Source organism: Brevibacterium sp. JSBI002 (genome assembly GCF_026013965.1).
GTDB lineage: Bacteria > Actinomycetota > Actinomycetes > Actinomycetales > Brevibacteriaceae > Brevibacterium.
Genome location: NZ_CP110341.1, coordinates 1,166,551 through 1,191,322, shown reverse-complemented (window position 1 = coordinate 1,191,322; position 24,772 = coordinate 1,166,551). Strand labels below are relative to the sequence as shown.

The window sequence follows — 24,772 nt, the reverse complement described above, 5'->3', positions numbered from 1 at the left end:
CAGCGAGGACCAGGCTGATTCCTTCACCGCCTCTGCGATCAGGACAGGCGCAGCCACCCAGGTGCCCGGGCAGTGAACTCGTTCCGATCGAACCTGTCTCCGACTCCGGCGGGAATCGCTCCGAGGACAGGTGCCATCGCCGACAGTGCAGCCCAATTGTCACGGTCAACCGGAGACGCCTTTTCGGGCCACGAACCGATGATGATGCCGGTGGTCGAAACCCGCCGTCTCTCGAGGGCTTCAGCGGTGAGAGCAGTGTGGTTGAGGGTCCCTAGGCGGGAGCGGACGACGATAGCGGCACCGACCGAGTTCTCTCCTTCCGACAGTCCGGCTGCGATGTCTGCGACGGTATGCTCTCCGAAATCGACGAGGACTCCCCCGGACCCCTCGATGAGGACGTGGTCTGCATCGGTTCGTGCGAGTGCCCTACGTATGAAGTCCACGTGCTCGGCTGCGCTCGGCAGATTCGAGACTCTGTCGGCCCCTGAGGAGTCCGGACCGGATGGTACGGCGCCAACTGACTCATCATCGACCGACTTGAACCCGTCCCATTCGGCTTTGGCGGCGGGAACCGGAGCCATCGGCAGGCGGAGGGTGGTGTTCGTGAACGCATGGATGCCGGTCAGCCGGGCCACTGCCTCCGCGTCGGATTCTGTGACGACGTCGCTGTAATCGGACTCGAGCTGCTCACGTTCAGGATCGTCGGCCCTGATATGCCCCGTCTGGATCGGCTTGCACATGATCACTCGACGTCCAGCCGCATTCAGTGCCGCGGCCAACGCCGCGGTGGCGATGGTCTTGCCGACGCCGGTGTCCGTTCCCGTGACGAGCAGAACGCGCGGGATCATGCCGCCGACTCCGCAGCGCAGATTTCGGTGATCGCCCGAATGCGCTCACAGGCATAGGCCAGCTCCCCAGGGCTGAGCCCGGCACGAGCTGTCAGCCGCAGACGCGTGATGCCGTCGGGCACCGAAGGTGGGCGGAAACAGCCGACGAGGATGCCCTCCTCGCACAGCAGTTCGCGCGCCCGGACGCCTGATTCCGGACTCGGCATGGGAACGGACAGCACGGCACCGGCCGGGACCGGCACATCAAGTACGGCTGCCAGTTGTGCGCGGGCCGCCTTCATCGACGCCACCCGCTCAGCGGTAACGAGGTCGAGAGCCGCACGCGCTGCGGCCGCCATGGCAGGGGAAAGACCGGTGTCGAAGATGAAGGTACGAGCCGTGTTGACCACAGCATCTCGGACGAGGCCGGCTCCCAGCACAGCCCCTCCCTGGGAGCCGAGCGCCTTCGACAGCGTGGCGGTGACCACGAGGCGGTCGCGGAATTCGCTCACCGCGGCGGCCGCCCCCATTCCGACGAATTCCTCGGTGCCGGTCACACCGATCCCGTGGGCTTCGTCGACGAGCAGCAGAGCGTCGTAACGAGCGCAGAGGTCAAGAAGTCGGGGCAGGTCCGCGGTGTCACCGAATACGGAGTACACCGATTCGACGACGACAAGCGCCTCGGACTGCTGACGACCAGCCAAGGCGGCTTCAACGGCGTCCAGGTCGTTGTGCGCGACGATGCTCGTCGGAGCTTTTGCCAGACGGCAGGCATCGATGAGTGACGCATGGTTGTGGGCGTCGGAGATGATGAGAGTATCAGGACCGGCCAGAGCAGTGACGGCGGCGATGTTAGCCAGATAGCCGCTGGAGAAGGTCACACACGCAGGGTGCCGCAGCCGTTCGGCCAGCGCAGCTTCCAATCGGTGGTGGGCGTGTGTGGTCCCGGTGACGAGTCGCGATGCGCTGGCCGAGGTGCTGCTGCGTTCGATCTCCTCGATCGCTGCGGCACGCACCAGCGGATGCGCCGAGAGCCCGAGGTAGTCGTTCGAGGCGAGGTCGAGTCCGTCGAGCACGAGGTCACTGCGATAAAGACCGGCAGTACTTCGGCGCTCGGCGGCGGCGGAAAGGCGGGAGAAGAGGGCGTTCACGATGCAACCTCGAACTCGCACCCATCCCCGTGTGCCGCGGCTGCCGCGACAATCGCCTTCGTGATGGTGTCCACCACCGCCGGAGTCGAGATATAGGGCGGCATCGTATAGATGTGCTGCCGAAACGGCCGCAGCCACACCCCGTGTTCGGAGGCTATGCGCGTGGTCAGCGCCACGTCGACCGGGCGGTCGAGTTCGACGACGCCGATGCCACCGGTCACCCGCGCCTCGATGACATGATCCAGTCGCCTGGCAGGAGCGAGGCCCGTTTCGAGGGCCTGAGAGATCCGTCCGATGGCCGGCTCCCAGCCGCTCGTCTCGTCATCTATGAGGAGGCCGACCGACGCATTTGCCGCAGCACACGCCAGGGGATTCGCCATGAACGTGGGCCCGTGCATGAGCGCCCGGTGGGACGAAGTGGTGATGACGTCGGCAACCGTTCCACTGCACAGCAGCGCCGCCAATGTGAGATAGCCGCCGGTCAGAGCCTTGCCCAGGCACATGACGTCCGGGGTGATCCCCGCGGCCCGACAGGCGAAGTCAGAGCCCGTGCGTCCGAAGCCGGTGGCGATCTCGTCGGCGATGAGTACGGCATCGATCTCGGTGGCCAACCGCCGCAGTGACTGCAGGGCGGCGGGGTGATACGGGCGCATACCTCCGGCACCTTGGAAGAGGGGTTCGACGATGATGCCGGCGATCTCTGCCCCGTGCGCATCGACGAGGTTTTCAGCCTTGACCAACCATTCGTGCACCTCGGCAGCGGACGCCTCCGGCAACGGCGGACGAGGCAGGAACAGCTGGGTTGCGAGCAGCCCGGCGAAATCGTTGTGCATTCCCCCAACTGGGTCGCACACGCTCATCGCCCCGGTGGTGTCACCGTGGTAGGCACCTTCGAGGGCAAGGAAGCGCCTGCGGTCGCGGCCGCGGGCCAGCTGGTATTGGATTGCGAGCTTGAGCGCGACTTCGACCGAGACCGAACCCGAGTCTGCGAGGAAGACATGGTCGAGTCCGTCCGGTGTGACTGCGACGAGCCGCTCGGCTAGTTCGACGGCCGGTTCATGGGTGAGACCGCCGAACATGACGTGCGAGAACGATCCGATCTGGGTGGTCAGTGCCGCATCCATGACCGGATGCTGGTATCCGTGGACGACCGACCACCACGAGCTCATCCCGTCGAGCAGTCGATGCGTCGATCCCGAAGCATCGCGCATCTCCACATAGGGCCCATCTGCGCCGGTGACCGAGAAGTGCGCGCCGGCGTCGAGCGGACCGTAGGGGTGCCACAGCAGGCCGGAATCGCGCTCGAGCGTGCTCGTCGGCATCCGTAGTCCCGCCTCAGACATTGGGCGAGAGCTCTGTGCCCGCGCCGCGGCGCCGGATCGTCGGAATCATCACTCCGGAGTCGTCGGCTTCTTGACCAGCCGTCGGCAGAGGTTTGCCGCACGGCAGGGTGCTCGCGGTCTTTGCTGCCTCAGCGGACGTTCCGTCGCTCTTCATGTCACCGGGCGCCACCTCGGCGAAGGCGGCCTGATGGGCTGCCCGGTGAGCCTTGAGCTCATCACGCAGTCGTTCGGCACTCTCTGTTCCGACGATCTCGAAGCCTCCGTCGACGATCATGTCGAGGTCTTCCTCGGCGGCCTGCCCCTCCGAGGTCAGATAGTCGCCGAGGAAGAGCGAATTGGCCACATGCAGCGACAGCGGCTGCAGCGTACGCAGGTGCATCTCCCGACCTCCGGCGATGCGCAGCTCGCGGTCCGGGCACAGGAATCGCACGGCGCAGAGAATCCGCAGGCAATGCTGCGGGGTCAGAGTCCAGGTTCCTTCGAGCGGTGTGCCGTCGAAGGGAATGAGGAAGTTGACCGGGATCGAATCGGAGTCAACGGCCTTGAGCGATTCGATCGCCTCGATGATCTGCTCGTCCGTCTCCCCCATTCCGACGATCAGCCCCGAGCACGGGGAGAGCCCTGCACCACGCGCCTTGTCCACGGTGTCGACACGGTCGGCGAACGTATGAGTCGTGCAGATATCGGGGTAGAGAGATTCGGCAGTGTTGAGGTTGTGGTTGTACGCGTCGACACCGGCGTCCTTGAGTCGCTGTGCCTGACCGTCCTTGAGGAACCCGAGGCAGGCGCAGACCTCGACGTCGGGACTGGATGTCTTGATCTCCTCGACCATCCCCGAGACGCGCTCGACGTCCCGGTTCGAAGGACCGCGTCCGGACGCGACGAGGCAGACCCGCGAGGCTCCCCCTGCCAGACCGAATTCCGCCTGCCGTTTCGCCTCATCCTTCGGCAGCCATGAGTACTTGAGAATATCGGCTTCTGAGCCCAATCGCTGCGAGCAGTATCCGCAGTCCTCCGGGCAGAGTCCGGATTTGAGGTTGACGAGGTAGTTGACCTTGACGCGATTGCCGAAATGTTCGCGGCGCAGCCGGGAGGCAGCGGTGACAAGGTCGAGGAGGTCCTCGTCGGAGGACGACAGGATCGTGCGGGCATCGGAGACGGTGGCCGGATCGCCGGCGAGCACGCGCTCGGCGAGTGTTTGATAGCTATCCATGTTGTCATTATTGAACACTGTTCAATGCAGTGACAAATCACACTCTTCGCCCGAACAGGCAGAATGGTGTCATGACCTTCGTACTTCTCACCGCCGGCGATCATCCCCGGTTCGTCGACGGCACCGATGATCCGAACCTCGCCGAGGCGGCCGGGCCCGCCGTACTCTTCGCCGTCGACAGCGCTGCCGACGACTCCAACTCCGGCCCTGACATCGACACTGAGGCGACGTCACTGAACGCATGCATCGATGCCCCCTACCGTCCTCTCGCCTACCGTGAGTCGGGAGCCGACTGGTCGGAGATTGATTTCGAGGCCGCCGATCATTGGGAGCAGATGGGACCGGAGCTGCGGCGCCGCCTCGTCGAGGATCATCTCGCGACGCTCACTGTCGGAGAGTTCAAGGTGGCGACGAACAACGGCAGCGCCTCGATCATCACGAAAAACTGGGTCTACTCGGGCTCACCGCGCACCTACCGCGCCGCGGGCCGCCTGAGAGAGCTCATCACCGTCCTCGGCGAACTCACCCGCAGGACCGATCAGCGCGCCTGAGCATCATCGATCTCGGCCTGGCGATCACGATTTTCGATCAACTCGGCAACATTGCGCTCGGCCCACCTCCGCAGCGCGGTCACGGGAGCCTGCAGCGAGCGACCGAGATCGGTGAGCGAGTACTCCACCCGCGGGGGCACCTCCCCAAACGACTGCCTGGTCACCAAGCCGTCGGCGACGAGTGATCGCAGCGTCGAGGTGAGCACCTTCGGGGTGATGCCCCCGATCGCCTGTCGGATCTCGCCGAAGCGCTTCGGGCTGTCATCGAGGATCTCGATGATGAGCACCGTCCACTTGTCTCCGACCCGATCGAGGATGACTCGGGTGGGGCACTCCGGATCGAAGGCATCGCCTTCCCGAGAATCTCTGACTTTCATATCCCAATAGTATCTTTGAGGTACTCACTTTCCAAACGATAGTGTCGTGATGTCATCACAGAAGAAATCACCCCGGCGCCGCGAACCCGACGCCGCGGCAGAAAGGGACACACCATGAAGATCGCACTCTTCGGAGCATCCGGAATGATCGGCTCACGCGTCACCGCCGAGGCGGCCGGCCGCGGCCTCGACATCACCGGCATCACCCGCTCGGGCAGCGACGTGCCCGGTGCCGCCCGCAGCATCAAGGGCGATATGGCCGATGCCGAGTTCGACGCCCGCATCGCCGCCGAACACGACATCATCGTCTCCACCACCGGTCCCAGCCGCACCGGCGGGGACCACCAGGAGTGGCTCGACGCCCTGAAGACCTTGGCCGAGAACAGCGGCAACACCCGCATCTTCGTCGTCGGCGGCGCCGGTTCCCTGTGGGTCGGCGACACCATGCTCAAGGACACCGAGGGCTTCCCCGCGATCTACAAGGCCGAATCAGAGACCGGCACCCGAGCGCTCGAGCTGCTGCGGACAGGCAACTGGTCGCCCTGGACGCTCATCTCCCCCGCACCGGAGATCGCCCCCGGGGAGCGCACGGGTTCGTACAAGACCGAGCTGGAGGTCCCGGCCGGTGACGCAATCTCGGCCGAGGACTTCGCAGTCGCCATGGTCGACGAGATCGTTGAACCGAAGCACATCGACGTCCGGTTCACCGTCGCGAACTGACCGGACTGACGGTCGATGACCATGCGCGGCGGCTCCCGACGCGCAGAGGAGCCAGCCACTCGCGGTCATGCGGACATGACAGCGCCGGGGATGCACAATGCATCCCCGGCGTCAGTCGTCTCATCAGGGCTTGTCGCCGGATGGCACCAGCTGCCTCGAATCAGGCCTTAGCAGGTTCCTTCTTCGGAGCTGGCTTCGAGTTGGCGGCCTCGACGAAGTTCTTGCGCGGAACATCGAGGTCTGCCAGCGGCATGGCGTCGCGGCCGAGGACGGCGCTGACGAACCAGTTGCCGAAGACCCTGACCTTGCGATCCATGGTCGGGATCGCGTAGCCGTGGTAAGCGCGGTGCATGAGCCAGGCGAGGAGTCCGCGGGCTTCGAAGTCACCCATCTGCGAAACACCCTTGTACAGACCCAGGCCTGCGACCGTGCCGATGGTCTTGTGGAAGTACTGCTTGAACTCGGTCTCTCCACGCAGTGCGGCGAGCACGTTCGCTGCCAGCACGGGAGCCTGACGCACAGCGTGCTGAGCGTTGGGCACGCAGAATCCTGCCACTCCGCCGCCGGACAGGTCAGGAACAGCGGCGTTGTCGCCGGCCGCCCAAGCGCCCTCGACGACTCCGTCATCGCCCTCGACCCGCAGGTCGGCGCGGACGGTGACGTTGCCGCGTTCGTTGATCGGCAGGTCGGAGTCGATGAGCATCGGGTTGGCCTTGACACCGGCGGACCACACGATCGTGTCGGCGTCGAACTCTTCGCCGTTCGAAAGCTTGACGTGCTTGTCGGTGCAGTCCTGGAGGAAGGTCTCGAGGTAGACGTCGATTCCGCGTTCGCGCATGTGCTCGACGACCCAACGGGCCTGAGCTTCGCCGACCTCGGGCATGACGCGGCCGAGGGCCTCGACGAGGACGAAGCGGACATCGGCTTCGGTCAGCGTCTCGTACTGGGCGATGGCCGAACGGATCATGTCCTCGAGTTCGGTCAGCAGCTCGATGCCGGCGAATCCGCCGCCGACGAAGACGAAGGTCAGAGCCTTGCGGCGTTCCTCGTCGTCCTCCATCAGAGCAGCGTCGGCCAGGCGGGAAAGGAGGTGGTCGCGCAGAGCGACGGCTTCCTCGATGCGCTTGAGCGCGATCGCATTCTCCTTCAGTCCCGGGATCGGCAGCGCACGGGCAACCGAACCGGAGGCGAGGATGATGTGGTCGTAGTCGAGTTCGAACGGTTCATCGTTCCCGGGTTCGATGGTGGCGAACTTCTCGGCGTGGTTGATCGAGGTGACCTTTGCGGTGATGACCTCGGCACCCGGCAGGTTGCGGCGCAGCGGCACCACAGCGTGACGAGGCTCGATCGACCCGGCTGCAACCTCGGGGAGGAACGGCAGGTAGGTCATGTAGGGGTTGGGATCGACCACAGTGACGGTGGCTTCGCCCCGACCGAGGTTCTTCAGCAGATTCTGAGCGGCGAGCAGGCCGACCGAGCCGCCACCGACGACGAGGATTCGTGGACGCAGTTTTGAGTTTCTGATGAGTGCCATAATCCCATGCTAGACCCTTGTGAAAACTTTCACTAATTGTTTGTCCCATGGACTCGAACGCCCCAGATCAGAGCAGTTTCTGCACCTGGTCTCAGCGGCGACGGCGGGCGAAAGAGACGATCGAGACGATCATGAGGACCAGGGCGATCAGCGCTCCGGCTCCGAGGACGGCGAAGCCGAGAGTCGGCGTCGACTGCGTGGCGACGATATCGGTCGGCGCGAGAGCCTTCGGGCTCTCGGTCTCATCCGGTGCCGCGGTTTCGGTCTCTTCCGACGTCGCATCTCCGCGACGATGCATCTTCACCCAATCCGCCAGCTCCTCCTCGGCGGAGGGGACGTTCTTGGGCACTTTCGCCTTGATGGCGCCCTGCGGGTCGACGCGCCCCCAGCCGACGATCGGGTCGGGCTTGCCCTTCTTGCTCACGCCCTTGTGACCGTCCACCGGTTCGGCGCTCGACTGCAGTATGGCTCGGACCTCATCGGCGCTGAGGTCGGGGTTCTCGGAGCGGATGAGCGCTGCCACACCGGAGACGACGGGTGAGGCGAAGGAACATCCCTGACCTTCGGCGTAGCCGCCGCTGTAGTAGGGAATGGGAATGTCCTTGGCCGGACCCATGAGGTCGACGGCAGTGCCGGGTGCGGTGGAGTCGTCGAGGACCTTCCCGTTCTGGTCAAGTCCGCCCACCCCGATGACGCCGGGAACCGTCGACGGCGACCATGCCTGGGTCGCTCCCTGCGAGGCGTTGCCGACGCAGGCGACGACGAGTACGTCCTTCTTGTACGCGTAGGCGAAGGATTCGTCCCAGCTCTCCGGCCAGCCCGGATCGTCCCATCCCAAGGACATGTTGATGACCTTCGCACCGGAGTCGACAGCCCACCGGATGGCCTTATCGGCCTGTTCTCGAGTCGATCCGGATTCCTTGGGGCGGTCGGGGCCCAGCCACATCGACGCCGAGAGGATCTCTGCGTCCGGAGCGACGCCGGTCGGTCCGGCACCGACTCCTCGGCCGGCGATGACTCCGGCCACGGCGGTGCCGTGGTGGATCGTGGTCTTCCCGCCGATCGGGGTCTTTCCGTCCTTGCCCAGTCCGCTGAAGTCCTTGGACTTCTTCACGACGCCCTTGAGGTCTTCGTGGTCGGTGTTGACGCCGGAGTCGATCACTGCGACCTTGACGCCCTTGCCCGTGGACTTCTTCCAGACCTTGTCGATTCCGTAGTCTTTGATGAACCACTGGCCGGGTCCGGCCTTCGGCGCGGCCATGACAGGCTGCGTGGTGCCGACGACGAGTCCGAGGACGACGGTCGTGACGGCGAGGAGTCGCGCGGCGGCTCTCACGAGCTCGTCAGCGCAAGGTCGAGCGCGGTCCCGTCGAGTATGTCGGTCTCGGAGATCCGAATATCCAGCGATCCTCCGGCGGCTGTCACGGCTTGATCGAAGCGGGCGACGATCCTGGCGAAGAGCAGCGATCCGGCGCCGATGACGTCGACGCGTCCGGGATGCATGTACGGCAGGTCCGTGCGTGCCTGGCGGTCCATGGCCAGCAGCTTTCGGGATTCGTCCGCGACGTCCGCGACGCTGATATGTGCTCCGTGGATGCGCTCTCGCTGGTAGCTCTCGAGTCCGAGGATGCCTGCGGTGATGGTGGTGACGGTGCCGGCGACTCCGATGAAGGTGCGCGGGGCCGAGAAGTCGACGATACGGGCGGCCTGGTCGAGCTGACCGTCGATATCGGCCAGTGCCGCCTGGATCTGCTCCTGGCTGGGGGTTTCGACCGGCATGTGCCGTTCGGTCAGACGCACCGACCCGATGTCCATGCTCACGACCGCTTGGACATCGTCGCGACCGAGGACGAGCTCGGTCGATCCGCCGCCGAGGTCCATGACGACATAGGGTCCGTCAGCCTCCGTGAGGCCGGCAGTGGCACCGAGGAAGGACAGTCGGGCCTCTTCTTCACCGGCGATGACGTCGGGGACGACGCCGAGGATCGAGAAGATCCCGGCGAAGAATTCATCGCGATTCTTCACGTCGCGACTGGCCGAGGTCGCGACGAACCTCAGCTTCTCCGGCTGGTACTCGGCGGCCACCTCGGCGAATTCCTTCGCCACGGCGAAGGTCCGCTCGAGCGCCTCAGGTGCGAACTCGCCGGTGGCATCGACGCCTTGGCCGAGGCGGACGATCCGGGTTTCACGACGCAGGTCAGTGAGGGTGCCGTCGGCGGCGACATCGGCGATGAGCAGGCGCAGGGAGTTCGTCCCGCAGTCGAAGGCAGCAACACGCATGGCAGGTCCTAGTCGGCGGATTCGGTGGTGGCAGCGGTCTCGGCCAGCGGCGGCACATCATTCATGAACGACAGTGCGCGGTCGCCGATCGGGTTGACGCCGAGCCCGGCGTACAGCGAGTGGCCGACGAGGGCGTGGAGGCATTTGACCCGGTTCGGCATTCCGCCCGCGGAGTAGTCCTTGATCTCTTCGACTTCCGCCAGGCCCGCTGCAGAACCGATCTCAGAGCGGACGTCGAGGTAGGCCCGGTGAGCGGCGGCGTAGGCGGCGGCGAGCTCGTCGTCTTCGCCGATCTCCGTGGTCCATTCGGCCATGATCCCCGAGGCTTCCAGCCGCGAGCATTCGGCCACATAGGCGGGGTGGGTGAGGTAGAAGGTCGTCGGGAACGGTGTGCCGTCCTCGAGGCGGGGAGCCGTGGCGACGACGAGAGGTTCACCGGATGTGCTGCGGGCGGCGATGCCGACGACGCCTCGGGGAATGCGGCCGAGTTGGTCTTGGAGGACAGCGAAATCCGCCTCGGTGCACTCTGTGATCATCAGCTCTTCTCCACGGTGTTGCCGGTCTCCTGAATGGACTCCAGCAACTCAAGGTACCAGGCCTGCTTGCGAACCGGCCGTTCGGGCTCGGATTCGTCGTCGACCGCCTCTTGATTCGTGACGATGACCGCATTCTTGCCCTTTTCCACGTAGTACTGGTCTTCGCGTGCCTTGCGCTTGATGTAGGCGGGGTCTCTGAGGTTCTCGTTCTTCTCTTCGAGGCTCTCGACCTCGGCTTTCGTCGTCTCGATCTCGTTGTTCAGGGCTGCGATCTGCTGGGCCTGCTTGAGCGCGGAGTTCAGGGGCGAGAGGAATGCGAGGAGGACGGCTGCGACGACGAGGAGGAAGATGCCCGTGCGCACCGACATGCGACGGCCACGCGCCTCGGCGTCCATGCCGGCATCGGCTTCGATGACTGGTTTCGGGCGTCGGCGAGGGGCGGCTTTGCCAGGAGCCGATTTCGGGGCACTTCGTCTGGGCTTGCTCGGGACCATGCTTCTTTCCTCTGCGACTGGGGATCAGGGAAGAGTGTCGCAACATCTCCAAGTGTGCCGTGTCCGCATTCCCTGCGCGAGGATTTCGGGCTCGTGGCGTGTTCGATTCTCACGTATCCTCCGTCACGTCTCACGATCTTCCCGACTGCCGCAGCGCATCCCTCACCCTCGCCGCCCACAGGAATCTCTCACCTCTGCTGCTTCCCCCTCCCCGCAGTCCCAGCTCCCACGCCAACGACAGCACCCCTCACTCTTGGCAGTAAACCACCTCGCTCCTGCGGTGGGTTATGCACCTCCGGGTGACGGATGCCCGCAGATTGCTACCGGCGATCACCTGACCTGCGACCAGCTATCTCGCGAAAGCTCCGCCCGGTCAGCGCTCCATCCACAAAGTTATCCACAGAAGTGCAATCATGCATTGCCGTTTGATGTGGTTTAATGCATTTTAGATACATGTATAAACTATTGAGCACCGATGACATCCTTCGGCTCGGATTCAATCATGGCGACATCAGGCGCGGCCGCAGGTGCTGTCTGCGGCGGCTGTCACGGGGCACATATCTGGTCCGCCGTGTCTGCGAGCTGGACTTCCATCGCCCGCTCTGGGCGAGCATCGACGAGCAGATCCACCAGGTCTTCATCGAACATGGGGACGTTCGGGACGAGATCAACGAGCTCAGCGCCTCGGTGATGGCTCACTTCACTCAACGTTCCGATCAGAGAATCGACGATGCGAAACCGAACCCACCGGCGGAGATCTTCTCGCACATATCCGCGGCCCTCATCCACAATCTGCCGATCTCCCACCCTGTCACTCACCAAGTTGAGGTCGTCCGGCCCGGCACGAACCGCAAGTTCAAGACCATCCACGTCCGCGGCAGCCGCATCCCGAAGAACCACCGCGCGACGATCGACGGGGCCGAGGTGACCACGCTCGAACGCACACTCATCGACGTCGCCCGCAGCTACAACCTCGACGTCTCCGTGCCGATGATCGATGATGCGCTGCACCGCGAACTGACAACCAGAGAGAAGATCCTCACGACGTTCGCCCAATGTTTGGAGAAGCGCAACTCCGCGAAAGCGCGTTTGGCCATCGATCTGGCTGATTCACGTCGCGAATCACCCGCCGAGGCTGTCGCCGCAGTGGGATTCTACGAACACGGGATCACGGGGCTGGAGCCGCAGGTCACGTTTCACGCCGAACCATTGAAGCGCGATATCCGCGTCGACTTCTGTCACCGCCGGGCTCGCCTCATCGTCGAGATCGACGGCATCGGCAAGCTCTATCTGGGCTCAGGTGTCCCCCGCCACGAGCTCGAACAGGAACGCCGACGCGAGCAGTGGCTGCGCGACCAAGGCTGGCAGGTGATTCGGATCAGTTGGAAGGAACTGTTCGAGGAGGCGAAATTCTATGAAATCCTCCGCGTCATCCGCCGTACGCAGAACGCCACCGCCTGATCCCCGCCGCGGGCATCTGTGCCGCAGATGCATCGCCAACCGCAGGCGCATCGTGCACCGTTGCTGGCACACACTCCCTTTGCGTCAGGAATTTGGGCGCAAAGGGCGCGTTGTGGAGAGTTTCATCCTGCACCGTTGCTGGCAATTCCTACAGGTGCTCGACCATCCCTCACCCGCAGTGACTCGTCAGAGTTGTGCAACGGTGCCAATTGCGAGGAACGCGAAGAATAGTCGCCGATGGGCAGGCATGAGACGACTGGTGACGGATGGTGGCACGAAGAGCCGGGCCCTGCAGCGGAGAATCGTCGCGATGAGGAGACTGCGCGGTGAGAAGTGCAGCCCCGGCTGGACGAAGACCCGAAGGCGGGAAGACTCGAAGCGAGAAACCCCGGATGAGGGAACAGCCGAACCGGGAAACACCGAGGCGGGGCCGGGCGATCGTTGTGATCGTCCGGCCCCGCCTCGGGGAGTTCAGAGCCCGGCTGGCCTCAGGCTTCGAAGCGCGGGAAGGCGCTGCGGCCCGCGTAGCGTGCGGCATCGCCGAGCTGCTCTTCGATGCGCAGCAGCTGGTTGTACTTCGCGACGCGCTCCGAACGTGCCGGGGCACCGGCCTTGATCTGACCGGCATTGGTCGCCACAGCCAGGTCGGCGATGGTCGTGTCCTCGGTTTCGCCGGAACGGTGCGAGATCATCGTGGTGTAGCCGTTCGTCTGTGCCAGGGACACAGCGTCGAGAGTCTCGGTCAGGGTGCCGATCTGGTTGACCTTGACCAGCAGCGAGTTCGCCGTGGCGTTGTCGATACCGCGCTGCAGACGCTCGGGATTGGTCACGAACAGGTCGTCGCCGACGAGCTGCACCTTCGAACCGATCGTCTCCGTCAAAGTCGCCCAGCCGTCCCAGTCGTTCTCATCGAGGGGGTCCTCGATCGACACGAGCGGGTACTTCGCCAGCAGCTCTTCGTAGTAGGCGGCCATCTCCTCGGCGGTCTTCTTGCTGCCTTCGAACTCGTAGGCTCCGTCGGTGTAGAACTCCGAGGACGCCACGTCGAGGGCGACGGCGATATCGCGTCCGGGACGGTGCCCGGCGATGTCGATGGCCTCGATGATGAGGTCGAGCGCCGCGGCGTTCGAGTCGAGGTTCGGAGCAAATCCGCCCTCATCGCCGAGTCCGGTCGAGAGTCCGCGTTCCTTGAGCACGCCCTTGAGCGCGTGGTAGACCTCGACGCTCCACTGCAGTGCTTCGTGGAAGCTGGCGGCGCCGATCGGGGCGATCATGAATTCCTGGATGTCGACGTTCGAGTCGGCATGGGATCCGCCGTTAAGGATGTTCATCATCGGCACGGGCATGACGTGCGCATTCGGTCCGCCGAGGTAGCGGTAGAGGGGCAGATCCGCCGAGACCGCGGCAGCTCGGGCCACGGCCAGCGAGGTGCCGAGCATCGCGTTCGCGCCGATGCGGGACTTGTTGTCGGTGCCGTCGAGTTCGATGAGCGCCTGGTCGACGAGACGCTGATCGTCGCTTTCGAGCCCGACGATGACTTCGTGGATTTCGTCGACGACAGCGTCGACAGCCTGGGTGACGCCCTTGCCCAGGTAGCGCTCGGGATCTCCGTCGCGCAGCTCCACGGCTTCGAATTCTCCGGTGGAGGCACCGGAGGGAACGCCGGCGCGACCGACGGACTCATCGGCCAACAGCACTTCCACCTCGACGGTGGGATTTCCCCGGGAATCCAGGATTTCACGGGCATTTGCGGCAACGATCTCGGCCACTGAGTACTCCTTAGCGTTTGGTTTCACATGGGGAACATGTGCCTGCAGGACAGCTTAATGCACCGCGCGCCCAGGCTCACCCTCGGTCCGAGCCCCGGTTGGACTCGGATTCGAGCAGACGTTGCCGCAGTCGCTCGGGCGTCGCCGGGGCCATCCCGTGCGCGAGCAGGTAGGCCTCCACTCCCCCTGGCTGACCGCCGTCCTTCGCCGAGGCGGTCCCGTGCTCGGCCTCGATCCGATCGAGGACCTCGTGCATGAGGTCGGGAGGAGCAGCGGTGGCGGTCGCGGCGAGATTGCCGGAGATTCCGGCATCGGAGAAGTTACGAGTGATCGCCTCGAGAAAACCCCCGGACAGGTGGGTGGAGGTGATCGCATATTCGTCGATGATCTCCTGCCGCCCGACACCGAGGAGGTCGAGCAGGAACGCTCCGATCACACCGGTGCGATCCTTCCCGGCAGAGCAGTGGAACACCACGCCCTCGCTGCAGTGTTCGGCGATCAGGTCGACGGCGGCGGCCAGCCGGTGGCCGAAGTGCGTGATCATGAGGTCGTAGATGCGGCTGAGGCTCCGGTCGCTGAGGTCCATTCCTGTCGCCTCGGCGGCGGCCTTCATCTCTTCCCTGCTCAATGGTCTGCTGGGGAAGAAATGGTCGTCGAAGACGGGCAGCTCGATATGTCGGATGTCGAGGCCGTCGAGCGCATCGGGCAGCTTCGCCCTCTCGCCGATATCGCGCAGATCGATGACCGTGCCGATGCCGAGTTCGCCGATTTCGGCACGCGCCCGATCGCTCAGGTGCGCCAGACCGTCGGCGCGGAACACCTTCCCGGATCGCACTCGGCTCTCCCCCGCCTCGGTGGCGGCCCGCCGAGATCACGGAAGTTGAACGTGCCTTCGATCTCGAGCCTCTCCAGACTCATCGGGATCCATCCTCGCCCCGCACCGCGGCCTTCTCTTCTGCTTTGATCCGGCGGTATTCGCGTTCGACGTCTTCCAGAGATGCCATCTCCGCCCCGGGATCGTCGGTGAAGGCCAGGGGGTGACGGCGGAGGAGCTTGGCCTCGAGACCATCGATGATAATGCCGAGGCTGTGGCCGTAGGCTTGCCCGCTGCTTTCATCAAGCAGGGCGGAGTGGAAGAGCACTTGGTAGAACACGTCGCCGAGCTCTTCGACGACGGCCGCCCGATTCTCAGCAGTGGGTTCTGTCGTGAAATCCTCGAGGGCGACGATGAGTTCGTCGGTCTCTTCCCGTGCGTATTTCTCGAGGCTCTGATGATCTTGCCGGCTCGACCAGGGGCAGCGTCGCCGCAGAGTCGCCATGGCTTCGATCACCGGCTGCAGTTCCGGTTCGGCCCGGCCCGCTCCCGGTCCGACAGACCCCTGGTCGACCGACCCCTGCCCGTCACGATCCCCCATGAATCACCCTCCTGTCGGCACGAAAGACCCTCACCACAAGCGGTGAGGGCCGATTCGTCTGTCACTTCGGGAATTTGTCCTTGACCGATGCGCCGAGGTCTTTGACCGACTCGCCGACATCCTTGGCCTTGGCCTTGAGCTGATCGGTGGCCCCTTCGGCCTTGAGCTCGTCGTCACCGGTCACATCGCCGATGGTCTCCTTGGCCCGACCGCCGAGGTCCTCGGCCTTGTTCTCAAACTTGTCGTCAACACCCATAGTGATTCTCCTTCGCAGACGGCTGAGTGAAATGCACTTGCTGCGGACGCCTCCGCGCTTCGCACTCTACGCCACAGTCTCGGCTCGTGGGCCGGTCGGCGAAGAACAGTCGGAGAGTTCTCAACCGTTCTTCTCGACACCGGCTTCCTTGACCTCGGTGGCTTCGGACGCGACAACAGGCAGGATGGCGTCCAGGAACTGATGTGCCCACCGCAGGATGTCCGAATCGGTCATCTCCTTGGAGTCGAATCCGGTGCCCGCCATCGGTTTCGGGACGAGGACCGAGCGCAGTGCCGGTTTGAGCAGAGACTTCGGATACAGACGCTTGAGCCTGACCACCTGGGAGTCGGAGAGTTCGACGGGTCCGAAGCGGATGAAGTTGCCCTGCATGACGATGTCGTTGACCTCGGAGGCACGGGCGCGGATGCGCAACCTGGCGACATCGGCAAGGACACCGACGGGTTCCGGATAGGGGCCGTAGCGGTCGGTGAGTTCGTCGAGGACTTCCTGCAGCTGTGCTTCGTCGGTCGCCGCGGCCAGCTTTCGGTAGGCCTCGAGACGCAGTCGTTCGTGGTCGACATAGTCGGCCGGCAGGTGGGCATCGACGGGCAGTTCGATGCGCATGTCAGCCTCGGGTTCGGTTTCCTCACCGCGGAACTTCGCCACGGCTTCACCGACGAGTCGGACGTAGAGGTCGAAGCCGACGCCTTCGATATGGCCGGACTGCTGACCGCCGAGCAGATTGCCGGCCCCGCGGATCTCGAGGTCTTTCATCGCCACCTGCATTCCGGCACCCAGTTCGGTATGCGCGGCCAGGGTCGTCAGACGGTCGTGTGCGGTCTCGGTCAGCTGAGCGTCCGGCGGGTAGAGGAAGTAGGCGTAGGCGCGTTCGCGTCCACGTCCCACGCGTCCGCGCAGCTGATGCAGCTGGGAGAGCCCGTATTTGTCGGCGTTGTCGATGATCAGCGTGTTCGCATTGGCGATGTCGATTCCTGTTTCGACGATCGTCGTGCATACGAGCACGTCGTACTTCTTCTCCCAGAAGTCGACGATGACCTGTTCGAGTCGGGTCTCGTTCATCTTGCCGTGGGCGATGGCGATTCGCGCCTCGGGCACCATTTCGGCGATGTGTCCGGCGACGGCTTCGATATCGCGGACCCTGTTGTGGATGTAGAAGACCTGGCCTTCGCGCATGAGCTCGCGTCGGATCGCGGCCTTGATCTGCTTGTCTTCGCGTTTGCCGACATAGGTCAGCACCGGGTGCCGCTCTTCCGGAGGTGTGGCCAGGGTCGACATCTCACGGATGCCGGTCACCGCCATCTCCAGGGTGCGCGGGATCGGGGTCGCAGACATGGCGAGGACGTCGACGTTCGTCCGCAGTGCCTTGAGCGTCTCCTTGTGTTCGACGCCGAAGCGCTGCTCCTCGTCGATGATGACGAGTCCGAGTTCTTTGAACCGCACTTCGCCGCTGAGCAGTCGGTGGGTGCCGATGACGAGGTCGAGTTTGCCGGCGGCCAGATCCTCCTTGACCTTCTCCGATTCCTGCTTGGTCTGGAACCGGGAAAGGGCGCCGATGGTGACGGGGAATCCCGAGTAGCGTTCAGCGAAGGTCTCATAGTGCTGTTGGACGAGCAGAGTGGTCGGCACGAGCACGGCGACCTGTTTGCCGTCCTGGATCGCCTTGAATGCGGCACGGACCGCGATCTCCGTCTTCCCGTAGCCGACGTCGCCGCAGATCAGACGGTCCATCGGCACGGTCTTCTCCATGTCCGATTTGACCTCGTCGATGGTGGTCAGCTGATCGGCGGTCTCGACATAGTGGAAGGCGTCTTCGAGTTCGCGCTGCCAGGGGGTGTCCGGGCCGTAGGCGTGGCCGACGGTGGCCTGACGGGCCGAATACAGTCGGATGAGTTCCCCGGCGATCTCCTTGACGGCCTTGCGGGCCTTCGCCTTCGTCGTCTGCCAGTCGGCGCCGCCCATCTTGTTGAGGTTCGGGCTCTCCCCGCCGACATAGCGGGTGACCTGGTCGAGAGCATCGCTGGGAACGTAGAGGCGGTCACCGGGCTGTCCGCGTTTGGCGGGCGCGTATTCGATGATCAGGTATTCGCGAGTGTGCTTGTTCGCACCTCGCCCTGAGGTCCGCTGCGTCATTTCGACGAATCGTCCGACGCCGTGCTGGTCGTGGACGACGTAGTCGCCGGGAGCCAGGTTGAGCGGGTCGACCTGGTTGCGTCGACGGCGGGTGGGCAGCTTGCGCATATCCCGCGTCGAGGTGGCCGCCGCCCGACCGAGCACATCCGCCTCGGTGAGCACGGCGAGTTTGAGATCGTCGAAGACGAAGCCGCCGAAGGACGCGGCCGTGGTCACGGTCACCAGGGCTTCGGGCAGATCGGTAGGGTCGTCGACGAAAGAGGCGGGCACTCCGGCTTCGGAGAACACCTCGACCATGCGTCGGCCCGGGCCCTGGCCTTCGGTGAGCACGAGGATGCGCCACTTGTCGTGGATGAGTCCCTTCACGTCGGCGAGGATCGCCTCGACGTCTCCGGCATAGCCCTTCGGGATGCGGGCAGGGACGGAGAAGATGTTCTCCTCGGGACCGGCGAGCTCCTCGTCGGTGGCGAATCCGCCGATCTCCCACCAGGCCAGTCCGATGAGGCGAGCGCCTTCGGCCATCTCGGCCACGGTGCGGAAGCTGGCGGCAGACAGGTCGATCGGGGTCTCTCCCCCGCCGGCCGCTCCGGTCCAGGCGGCCTCGAGGAACTCGTTCGTCGTCTCCACGAGGTCCGCGGCGCGGGCGTCGACGCGTTCGGGTTCGGTGATGATGATCTTCGATCCGGCCGGCAGCAGGGCGATCATCGGCTCCATTCCGTCGGCGAGGACGGCGGACAGCGATTCCATCCCTTCGACGGCGACTCCGCCCGCGGTCTTGTCGAGCATATCGGCGGCGCTGGGCACATCCTCGGCGAGTTCCGCGGCCCGCTTCCGCACCGAATCGGTCAGGAGCAGCTCCCGGCACGGCGGTGCCGACAGTCGCAGGGGTTCGTCACCGTCGTCGGCGGGGATGGAGCGTTGGTCGCTGACGGAGAATTCGCGGATCTCGTCGACCTCATCTCCGAAGAACTCCACGCGCAGCGCTCGCTCCGAGGTGGCCGGGAAGATATCGACGATTCCGCCGCGCACAGCGAATTCGCCGCGTCTGGAGACCATGTCGACTCGGGAGTATGCGAGTTCGGTGAGGCGCTCGGCGAGGTCATCGATCTCGTATTCGTCGCCGACGGCGAGCTCGACCGGTTCGATGTCGCCGAGCCCCTTGGCCAGGGGCTGGAGGAAAGCGCGCACGGGCGCGATGATGAAGGTCAGCTCCCGGCCGGGAGTGGGGTGGGCGAGGCGGCGCAGCACCTCGAGGCGCTGGCCGACGGTGTCCGACCGCGGCGACAGCTTCTCGTGCGGCAGGGTCTCCCAGCTGGGGAAGATCGCGATCGACGCCGACGGCACCCAGTCGGCCAGCGCCTGGGCGAGGTCTTCGGCCTCCCTTGTCGTGGCGGTGACGATGAGCTGAGGCGCCGAGGCGGCACCGTCGGTGGTGACGGTGCGGCGCAGGATCGACGGCCACAGTCCCTTGATCGCATCGATCGTGCCACCATCGGTGTTCGCGTCGTTGAACGCCGCGACGAGTTCGGTGATGGTGGGATTCCGGCGGGTGAGATCGAGTCCGTTGAGCACCCGAACAGTCTAGGCCACGCGGCTGACACGACCCATTCGGTGCTCCGTTCCAATAGGCCCGAGGAGCGCGAGACTCGAAAACGTGTGAGGATGAGCATATGGCCATGAAGAGAACCGTCCTTGCAGGTTTGGCTGCGGCGACGCTCCTGCTAGCAGGGTGCACGGCCGATGCCGATGACGACATCGCAGTCGCGGAACGGTGGGACTTCCACTCCCGCCCCGAACTCGCGCCGCCGAAGGTCGATATCGACACCGGGGCCTTCCCCGACGACAACGGAGATCTGGAGACCTTCCTCGCTCCGAAGGGACAGACGCAGACCGACGACAAGTCCTGGGTGGGCGGCCTCATCCTCGACTCTGCCGGTGACCCGGTGTGGATTCGCGACGACTCCGAAGCTCTGTGGGACCTGCGCGTCCAGGAATATCAGGGAAAGCCGGTGCTCACCTGGTGGGAGGGACTGGCCGAGACTCCGCACACCGCTGGTGAGGTCGTCATCCTCAACGACTCGTATCAGGAGATCGCCCGTGTGGGCATGGGCGGAGAGCTCCCCAAGGACACCTCAGACCTGCACGAGACGACGATCACCGCCGATGACACCATGTTCCTCATCTCCTATGTGAAGACGCAGACGGATCTCAGCTCAGTCGGCGGAGACAAGGACGGCTGGGCCTGGGAAGGCATCGTCCAGGAGGTCGACATCGCAACCGGTGATCCGCTGTTCGAATGGCGCTCCCTCGACGCCGTGCCCATCGACCAGACCGAGACGGAGCTCAAGGAGGGTGAGGGCACGAAGGACGAACCCTTCGACTACATCCACCTCAACTCCGTGTCCGAAGACGACGACGGCAGGGCCCTGCTCGTCTCGGCGCGCAATACCCATGCCGTGTACCAGCTCGACCGGAAGAGCGCCGATCTCAACTGGGTCCTCGGCGGCAAGGCCTCGGACTTCGAGATGGGCGAGGGCGCACAGTTCGCCTGGCAGCACGATGCCCAGCGCCGCTCCGATGGAACGCTGACCCTGTTCGACAACCAGGCAGCGCCTCGGCTCGGTGACACCCGCGGTCTGCGCCTCGACGTCGATGAGAAGAAGAAACGCGCCGAGGTGGTCACCGAGTATCCCGCCCCCGACGACCGTTCGTCGGGCAGTCAGGGCAACTTCCAAGAGCTGCCCAACGGCAACGTCGTCCTCGGCTGGGGTTCGGAGCCCTACGTCTCGGAGTTCTCCAAGGACGGGAAGCTGCTCGCCGACCTCACCTTCACCGGCGGATCGAACTACCGGGCCTACCGCTTCGACTGGCGTGCCCAGCCGACTGCTCCCCCGACCGCCACGAAGTCGCAGCCGCAGGCCGACATCACTCGGGTGCACATGAGTTGGAACGGTGCCACCGAGGTGGCTTCATGGAGGGTGCTCAGCGGTGACGACGAGGAGCACCTCGTCGAGAGCACGGAGGTCGAGCGCACCGGCTTCGAGACGGCGGCGAACATCACCCCGAACGGCTCGACGATCATCGTCGAAGCCCTCGATGCCGACGGCAAGTCACTCGGGTCGACCAGAGCGGAATCCCAAAGCAAGTAGTTCGGTCCCGGCGCAGAATATTTCGAGGCGATAACGGGCCTAACGGAACGATCACGATTGTTCTGGGGCCCCGGATGTTCGGGGTTCTCCAATCTTCATCGCCCACAATTGGAGCATGACCGACCACTCCCCCCGTTTCTCCGCCGAGGAATCCCGACTCCTCTTCGGCCCCTACTCCACCGACTCCGGATCTCCCCGCTCCGGCCATTCCGCGAATCCCCCGGTTGCGCACCTGAACACCACCGTCGACCGGCCGCATCTGCTCTCCCGGTTCGCTCCGGTGCTGATCGTCCTGGCCGTCATGTGGGTCATCGAGATCGTCGATACGATCCTCCCCGTCGACCTCGACGTCTTCAGTCTGCAGTCATGGAATCCGCTCTCGCTCTACGGCCTGGTCACCTCGCCGCTGCTGCATTCGGGATTCGGCCATCTCCTGGCCAATACCTTCCCGTTCCTCGTCCTCGGCATCGTCATCGCCTTCGAAGGCAAGCGTCGTTTCTGGACGGTCACGGGCATCACCGCGCTGAGCTCCGGACTCGGGGCGTGGCTGACCACACTGCCCGGCCAGCACATCGTCGGTGCCTCGGGCATCGTCTTCGGATTCTTCGGCTACCTCGCGCTGCGCACCTGGTTCACCGATGACCTGCTGCGCAAGATCATCTACTTCACCATCGGCCTGTTCATCTTCGTCACCTACGGGGCGTCGATGATCTTCGGCATGCTGCCGCAGACGAACGACATCTCCTGGCAGGGCCACCTGTTCGGATTCGCCGGCGGCATCTTCGCCGCATGGTGGCTGCACCGTCGCCCGGAGAAGCAGTAGACGGCCTGAGCCCCGGGCAGCGCCCGCTGCTTGGTCAGCACCCGAGGTGCGATCAGCGCGAGTGGAACTTCTGCTGCATATCGGTGAGCCCGTTGACGATGAGCTCTTCGACGGCGTCGGCGAGGTCGGAGATGAATATCGGCAGCGTCGTGCGTTCGTCCTTCGAGAACGGGCGCAGCACATAGTCGGCGGTGTTCTGTCTCCCCGGAGGGCGTCCGACTCCGGCTCGCACCCGCAGATAATCCTTCGTCCCGAGCACCGAGGTCATCGAACGCAGACCGTTGTGCCCGCCCTCTCCCCCGCCGAGCTTGGCTTTGACGGCATCGAAGGGGATATCGACATCGTCATGGACGGCGATGATCCGGTCGGTGGCGATTCCGTAGAAGTCGGCCAGCGCGCGCACCGGTCCGCCGGATTCGTTCATATATCCCGTCGAGGTGGCCAACACCACCCGCGGACCGGGCAGCCCCGGGACGCTGCCGCCAGACAGCCGCCCGGTGCCGACGTTCGCGCGCAGCTTCGTCCGCGTCAGCGTGGTTCCGATCCGGGAGGCGAGTTCGGCGATGACCATCTGTCCGATGTTGTGCCGAGTCATTTCGTACTTGGGTCCGGGATTGCCCAGTCCGAAGACCAACCATGCTTCGTTCGACATTGCCGTCCTTGTCCGTCCTGTCCGTGCCCGCTGACCGGGTGTTGCTGCTTCTGCTCGCCGCAGGGCGAGACGCGTGCCGGGTTCGCTCTTGAGAAACGCATTCGGTGGGCCGCCCAACAGGCGACCCACCGAACAGCGTAGTCAGTCAGCGCTCCCCACGGCACGTTGAGTGCCGTCAGGAGAGAAGATCACTCCTCTTCGGAAGCCTCTTCTGCACCGGACTCCTCAGCAGTCTCTTCCTCGGTCGACTCTTCAGCCTCTTCCTCGGCGTCGGACTCGGTGTCCATCTCGATCTCTTCGGAGACATTGACGATGAGCTGCTCTTCGTCGGCGATGAGCTCGACGCCTGCAGGCAGTTCGACCTGACCGGCCAGGACGTGCTCGCCGGCGGGACGGCCTTCGATGGAGACCTCGATGAGCTCGGGCAGCTTGGTCGCATCAGCCTTGACGGCGATGGTCGACTCTTCCTGCGAGACCATGGTGCCGGGGGCGGCTTCTCCGACGACGTTGATCGGCACATCGACCTCGATCTTCTCGCCGCGCTTGACGATGATGAGGTCGAGGTGCTCGATATCACGACGGACGGGCTCGATCTGGACGTCGCGCGCAATGGCGAGGACGTTCTTCGATCCGTCGGTGCTTTCGATCTCGAGCAGCGCGTTGGCGTGCTTGAGAGCCAGCATGGTGGCGTGGCCCTCGAGGGACACGTGCACGGGGTCTCCGCCGTGGCCGTAGATGACGGCGGGGATGCGTCCCGAGCGGCGGATGCGGCGCGCTGCGCCCTTGCCGAACTCGTTGCGAGCTTCGGCCAGAAGTTTGAAGTCAGCCATTTTCTCTCCTTCGTGGTGAACTTACCTTCGAGCACCACGGCGAAACAGCCTGAGCACCCACGCGAATCACGAACCCTCTGGGTTCGTTTCGTGGGGCAGGACCGCGTCGATCACGGAGACATCAGTCTCCCTCGCCGAGGCAACCCGACTATTCTACGGCACCGTCCGTTTCGGCACCAATCCGGGAGGTCACGGCTGCAGCGCACGCATCGATTCCGGTTTCGGTGAGGAGGATGTCGTAGTGGTTCGTCCCCTGTACATCGACGATGTCCATCTGCGGCCATTGCCGAGCGAAGTCGTTGGTCGTCTCCGGCGGGTAAAGGCCCGGTTCGGCGGCGACGAGGTCGCGTTCGGCGAAGAGGAAGACCACGTCGGACTGGGAATCGTCACTGCCCATGATCGTCTCAAGGGCATCACGGTAGGCGGAACCGGTGTACATGTCGGCCGAATCGGCCTGCATCGCCTCCACCGACGTGGACGGTTGGAACGAATGGTCGTCCTTGGCCGCCAGATCGTAGACAAAGCTCTCGGTCGCCACGGTGTCGAGGCCGTCGACGAAAGCGGGGTGAGCGGCGAAGAACGCCAAATACTCCTCCACACTTCCGAAGGTCATCGACAGCCGCTCGGCGGCCGGGCCGAGGACGGCGGCGATGAGATCATCGGTGTCGAGGTCCTCATCGTTGAGGTCATCGACGGGGCCGACTCCGTGGGGCTGCCCCACGGGCAGGGGAAGTCCCCCGTCGATGAGGACGGGTCCGCGGAAACGGCGGGCCGCCTCGGCGCCGGTGTCCCCGTTCTGCTCAGCCGACATTCCGGCCAGGGTCATGGCGACGAACCCGCCCATGGAATGACCGACCAGGGTGACCGGACCCTCCGGGGCGAAGGCATCGAGCACGGCGGTGACATCCTCGGCGTGGGCGGCCATCCCGAACGGGCCGGGGAGGGTGCGCGAGTCGGCACGTCCGCGCAGGTCGGGCCCGATGATGCGGACGCCGGGCAGGGCGGAGGCGAGGCCCGCGAAGAACAGGTGATTGGAGGTGATGCCGTGGATGACGCTCACGGTCGGCACACGCCCGGGGCCGCTCGCCACCGGCTCCCAGACTCCCACGGACAGCTGCCCGCCGGGGACGTCCACGCGGTACCGGTTGTAATCGTGTGAGGACATCGTCCCTGATCCCTTCGCCGAAGTCTTGCCTCCAGTGTAGGACCTCACGGCCGTCCAGACGAGGCGCACCCCGAG

At 64.7% G+C, this 24,772-nt stretch carries 23 protein-coding genes; 5 read left to right on the top strand and 18 right to left on the bottom strand.

The window, feature by feature from the left end; genetic code table 11:
- Positions 1–38: 38 nt before the first annotated feature.
- The 4 genes from bioD to bioB are packed head-to-tail and all read right to left on the bottom strand — an operon-like array spanning position 39 to position 4,534.
- Positions 39–848, bottom strand: a complete 810-nt coding sequence (gene bioD, locus LJ362_RS05345) for an ATP-dependent dethiobiotin synthetase BioD (RefSeq protein WP_264801097.1) — start codon at positions 846–848, stop codon at positions 39–41.
- Positions 845–1,978: an 8-amino-7-oxononanoate synthase gene (locus LJ362_RS05340; protein ID WP_264801096.1), complete on the bottom strand. Its 1,134-nt coding sequence runs from the start codon at positions 1,976–1,978 to the stop codon at positions 845–847. The genes bioD and LJ362_RS05340 overlap by 4 nt, the downstream gene beginning before the upstream one ends.
- Positions 1,975–3,300, bottom strand: coding sequence for an adenosylmethionine--8-amino-7-oxononanoate transaminase (locus LJ362_RS05335; RefSeq protein WP_264801095.1), 1,326 nt, complete (start codon positions 3,298–3,300; stop codon positions 1,975–1,977). Before LJ362_RS05335 ends, LJ362_RS05340 begins: the two co-directional genes overlap by 4 nt.
- Positions 3,301–3,313: 13 nt before the next feature.
- Positions 3,314–4,534 (bottom strand): biotin synthase BioB, encoded by a 1,221-nt coding sequence (gene bioB, locus LJ362_RS05330; RefSeq protein WP_264801094.1) that lies wholly within the window; start codon positions 4,532–4,534, stop codon positions 3,314–3,316.
- 71 nt (positions 4,535–4,605) lie between these two features.
- On the opposite strand from bioB, the gene LJ362_RS05325 reads away from it, so the two are divergent.
- Complete coding sequence (locus tag LJ362_RS05325; RefSeq protein WP_264801093.1) at positions 4,606–5,085, top strand: hypothetical protein; 480 nt, start codon at positions 4,606–4,608, stop codon at positions 5,083–5,085.
- Here LJ362_RS05325 and LJ362_RS05320 read toward each other — a convergent pair.
- Positions 5,073–5,462, bottom strand: coding sequence for a winged helix-turn-helix transcriptional regulator (locus tag LJ362_RS05320; RefSeq protein ID WP_264801092.1), 390 nt, complete (start codon positions 5,460–5,462; stop codon positions 5,073–5,075). The genes LJ362_RS05325 and LJ362_RS05320 overlap by 13 nt on opposite strands.
- Positions 5,463–5,576: 114 nt before the next feature.
- Here LJ362_RS05320 and LJ362_RS05315 point away from each other — a divergent pair, with 114 nt between their 5' ends.
- Positions 5,577–6,182 carry an NAD(P)-dependent oxidoreductase gene (locus LJ362_RS05315; protein ID WP_264801091.1) on the top strand — a complete coding sequence of 202 codons (606 nt, stop codon included), beginning with the start codon at positions 5,577–5,579 and terminating at the stop codon, positions 6,180–6,182.
- A 160-nt stretch (positions 6,183–6,342) separates the two neighbouring features.
- Here the strand turns inward: LJ362_RS05315 and LJ362_RS05310 are convergent, their stop codons facing one another.
- The 5 genes from LJ362_RS05310 to LJ362_RS05290 form a co-directional block, all read right to left on the bottom strand.
- Positions 6,343–7,716, bottom strand: coding sequence for an NAD(P)/FAD-dependent oxidoreductase (locus tag LJ362_RS05310; RefSeq protein WP_264801090.1), 1,374 nt, complete (start codon positions 7,714–7,716; stop codon positions 6,343–6,345).
- A gap of 91 nt (positions 7,717–7,807) precedes the next feature.
- Positions 7,808–9,052, bottom strand: coding sequence for a S8 family peptidase (locus LJ362_RS05305; RefSeq protein WP_264801089.1), 1,245 nt, complete (start codon positions 9,050–9,052; stop codon positions 7,808–7,810).
- On the bottom strand, positions 9,049–9,996 hold the full coding sequence (locus LJ362_RS05300) for a Ppx/GppA phosphatase family protein (RefSeq protein WP_264801088.1): 948 nt from the start codon (positions 9,994–9,996) through the stop codon (positions 9,049–9,051). Before LJ362_RS05300 ends, LJ362_RS05305 begins: the two co-directional genes overlap by 4 nt.
- An 8-nt stretch (positions 9,997–10,004) precedes the next feature.
- Positions 10,005–10,532 (bottom strand): DUF501 domain-containing protein, encoded by a 528-nt coding sequence (locus LJ362_RS05295; protein WP_264801087.1) that lies wholly within the window; start codon positions 10,530–10,532, stop codon positions 10,005–10,007.
- Positions 10,532–11,026, bottom strand: coding sequence for an FtsB family cell division protein (locus tag LJ362_RS05290; protein WP_264801086.1), 495 nt, complete (start codon positions 11,024–11,026; stop codon positions 10,532–10,534). Before LJ362_RS05290 ends, LJ362_RS05295 begins: the two co-directional genes overlap by 1 nt.
- A 453-nt stretch (positions 11,027–11,479) precedes the next feature.
- Between LJ362_RS05290 and LJ362_RS05285 the strand changes: the two genes are divergently transcribed.
- On the top strand, positions 11,480–12,487 hold the full coding sequence (locus LJ362_RS05285) for a DUF559 domain-containing protein (protein ID WP_264801085.1): 1,008 nt from the start codon (positions 11,480–11,482) through the stop codon (positions 12,485–12,487).
- A 488-nt stretch (positions 12,488–12,975) separates the two neighbouring features.
- On the opposite strand, the gene eno is transcribed toward LJ362_RS05285, so the two are convergent.
- The 5 genes from eno to mfd all read right to left on the bottom strand — a co-directional run bounded on the left by eno (position 12,976) and on the right by mfd (position 19,650).
- Positions 12,976–14,256 carry a phosphopyruvate hydratase gene (gene eno, locus LJ362_RS05280; RefSeq protein ID WP_264801084.1) on the bottom strand — a complete coding sequence of 427 codons (1,281 nt, stop codon included), beginning with the start codon at positions 14,254–14,256 and terminating at the stop codon, positions 12,976–12,978.
- A gap of 76 nt (positions 14,257–14,332) precedes the next feature.
- Positions 14,333–15,091 carry a tyrosine-protein phosphatase gene (locus LJ362_RS05275; protein ID WP_264801083.1) on the bottom strand — a complete coding sequence of 253 codons (759 nt, stop codon included), beginning with the start codon at positions 15,089–15,091 and terminating at the stop codon, positions 14,333–14,335.
- Between the two features lie 79 nt (positions 15,092–15,170).
- On the bottom strand, positions 15,171–15,671 hold the full coding sequence (locus LJ362_RS05270; protein ID WP_264801082.1) for a MazG nucleotide pyrophosphohydrolase domain-containing protein: 501 nt from the start codon (positions 15,669–15,671) through the stop codon (positions 15,171–15,173).
- A gap of 61 nt (positions 15,672–15,732) precedes the next feature.
- Positions 15,733–15,927 (bottom strand): CsbD family protein, encoded by a 195-nt coding sequence (locus LJ362_RS05265; protein ID WP_264801081.1) that lies wholly within the window; start codon positions 15,925–15,927, stop codon positions 15,733–15,735.
- Positions 15,928–16,047: 120 nt separating this feature from the next.
- Positions 16,048–19,650, bottom strand: coding sequence for a transcription-repair coupling factor (gene mfd / locus LJ362_RS05260; protein WP_264801079.1), 3,603 nt, complete (start codon positions 19,648–19,650; stop codon positions 16,048–16,050).
- A 98-nt stretch (positions 19,651–19,748) separates the two neighbouring features.
- On the opposite strand from mfd, the gene LJ362_RS05255 reads away from it, so the two are divergent.
- Both LJ362_RS05255 and LJ362_RS05250 read left to right on the top strand, forming a co-directional pair.
- On the top strand, positions 19,749–21,227 hold the full coding sequence (locus LJ362_RS05255; RefSeq protein WP_264801078.1) for an arylsulfotransferase family protein: 1,479 nt from the start codon (positions 19,749–19,751) through the stop codon (positions 21,225–21,227).
- A 115-nt stretch (positions 21,228–21,342) separates the two neighbouring features.
- A complete protein-coding gene (locus LJ362_RS05250) occupies positions 21,343–22,050 on the top strand; it encodes a rhomboid family intramembrane serine protease (RefSeq protein ID WP_264801077.1) in 708 nt (235 codons plus the stop codon).
- Between the two features lie 52 nt (positions 22,051–22,102).
- On the opposite strand, the gene pth is transcribed toward LJ362_RS05250, so the two are convergent.
- The 3 genes from pth to LJ362_RS05235 all read right to left on the bottom strand — a co-directional run bounded on the left by pth (position 22,103) and on the right by LJ362_RS05235 (position 24,697).
- Positions 22,103–22,702, bottom strand: a complete 600-nt coding sequence (pth, locus tag LJ362_RS05245) for an aminoacyl-tRNA hydrolase (RefSeq protein ID WP_264801076.1) — start codon at positions 22,700–22,702, stop codon at positions 22,103–22,105.
- A gap of 188 nt (positions 22,703–22,890) precedes the next feature.
- Positions 22,891–23,532, bottom strand: a complete 642-nt coding sequence (locus tag LJ362_RS05240) for a 50S ribosomal protein L25/general stress protein Ctc (protein WP_264801075.1) — start codon at positions 23,530–23,532, stop codon at positions 22,891–22,893.
- Between the two features lie 148 nt (positions 23,533–23,680).
- Complete coding sequence (locus LJ362_RS05235; protein WP_264801074.1) at positions 23,681–24,697, bottom strand: alpha/beta hydrolase; 1,017 nt, start codon at positions 24,695–24,697, stop codon at positions 23,681–23,683.
- Between the last annotated feature and the right edge of the window lie 75 nt (positions 24,698–24,772).

What these genes read in the sequence shown, in the direction of transcription:
- LJ362_RS05335 (WP_264801095.1), bottom strand. Translation starts at nt 3,300, where the DNA reads ATGCCGACGAGCACGCTCGAGCGCGATTCCGGCCTGCTGTGGCACCCC.
- bioB (WP_264801094.1), bottom strand. Translation starts at nt 4,534, where the DNA reads ATGGATAGCTATCAAACACTCGCCGAGCGCGTGCTCGCCGGCGATCCG.
- LJ362_RS05325 (WP_264801093.1), top strand. Translation starts at nt 4,606, where the DNA reads ATGACCTTCGTACTTCTCACCGCCGGCGATCATCCCCGGTTCGTCGAC.
- pth (WP_264801076.1), bottom strand. Translation starts at nt 22,702, where the DNA reads ATGTCGAACGAAGCATGGTTGGTCTTCGGACTGGGCAATCCCGGACCC.
- LJ362_RS05315 (WP_264801091.1), top strand. Translation starts at nt 5,577, where the DNA reads ATGAAGATCGCACTCTTCGGAGCATCCGGAATGATCGGCTCACGCGTC.
- LJ362_RS05235 (WP_264801074.1), bottom strand. Translation starts at nt 24,697, where the DNA reads ATGTCCTCACACGATTACAACCGGTACCGCGTGGACGTCCCCGGCGGG.
- LJ362_RS05250 (WP_264801077.1), top strand. Translation starts at nt 21,343, where the DNA reads ATGACCGACCACTCCCCCCGTTTCTCCGCCGAGGAATCCCGACTCCTC.
- LJ362_RS05240 (WP_264801075.1), bottom strand. Translation starts at nt 23,532, where the DNA reads ATGGCTGACTTCAAACTTCTGGCCGAAGCTCGCAACGAGTTCGGCAAG.
- LJ362_RS05310 (WP_264801090.1), bottom strand. Translation starts at nt 7,716, where the DNA reads ATGGCACTCATCAGAAACTCAAAACTGCGTCCACGAATCCTCGTCGTC.
- LJ362_RS05295 (WP_264801087.1), bottom strand. Translation starts at nt 10,532, where the DNA reads ATGATCACAGAGTGCACCGAGGCGGATTTCGCTGTCCTCCAAGACCAA.
- LJ362_RS05300 (WP_264801088.1), bottom strand. Translation starts at nt 9,996, where the DNA reads ATGCGTGTTGCTGCCTTCGACTGCGGGACGAACTCCCTGCGCCTGCTC.
- bioD (WP_264801097.1), bottom strand. Translation starts at nt 848, where the DNA reads ATGATCCCGCGCGTTCTGCTCGTCACGGGAACGGACACCGGCGTCGGC.
- LJ362_RS05255 (WP_264801078.1), top strand. Translation starts at nt 19,749, where the DNA reads ATGGCCATGAAGAGAACCGTCCTTGCAGGTTTGGCTGCGGCGACGCTC.
- LJ362_RS05320 (WP_264801092.1), bottom strand. Translation starts at nt 5,462, where the DNA reads ATGAAAGTCAGAGATTCTCGGGAAGGCGATGCCTTCGATCCGGAGTGC.
- LJ362_RS05290 (WP_264801086.1), bottom strand. Translation starts at nt 11,026, where the DNA reads ATGGTCCCGAGCAAGCCCAGACGAAGTGCCCCGAAATCGGCTCCTGGC.
- LJ362_RS05270 (WP_264801082.1), bottom strand. Translation starts at nt 15,671, where the DNA reads ATGGGGGATCGTGACGGGCAGGGGTCGGTCGACCAGGGGTCTGTCGGA.
- LJ362_RS05265 (WP_264801081.1), bottom strand. Translation starts at nt 15,927, where the DNA reads ATGGGTGTTGACGACAAGTTTGAGAACAAGGCCGAGGACCTCGGCGGT.
- LJ362_RS05285 (WP_264801085.1), top strand. Translation starts at nt 11,480, where the DNA reads ATGTATAAACTATTGAGCACCGATGACATCCTTCGGCTCGGATTCAAT.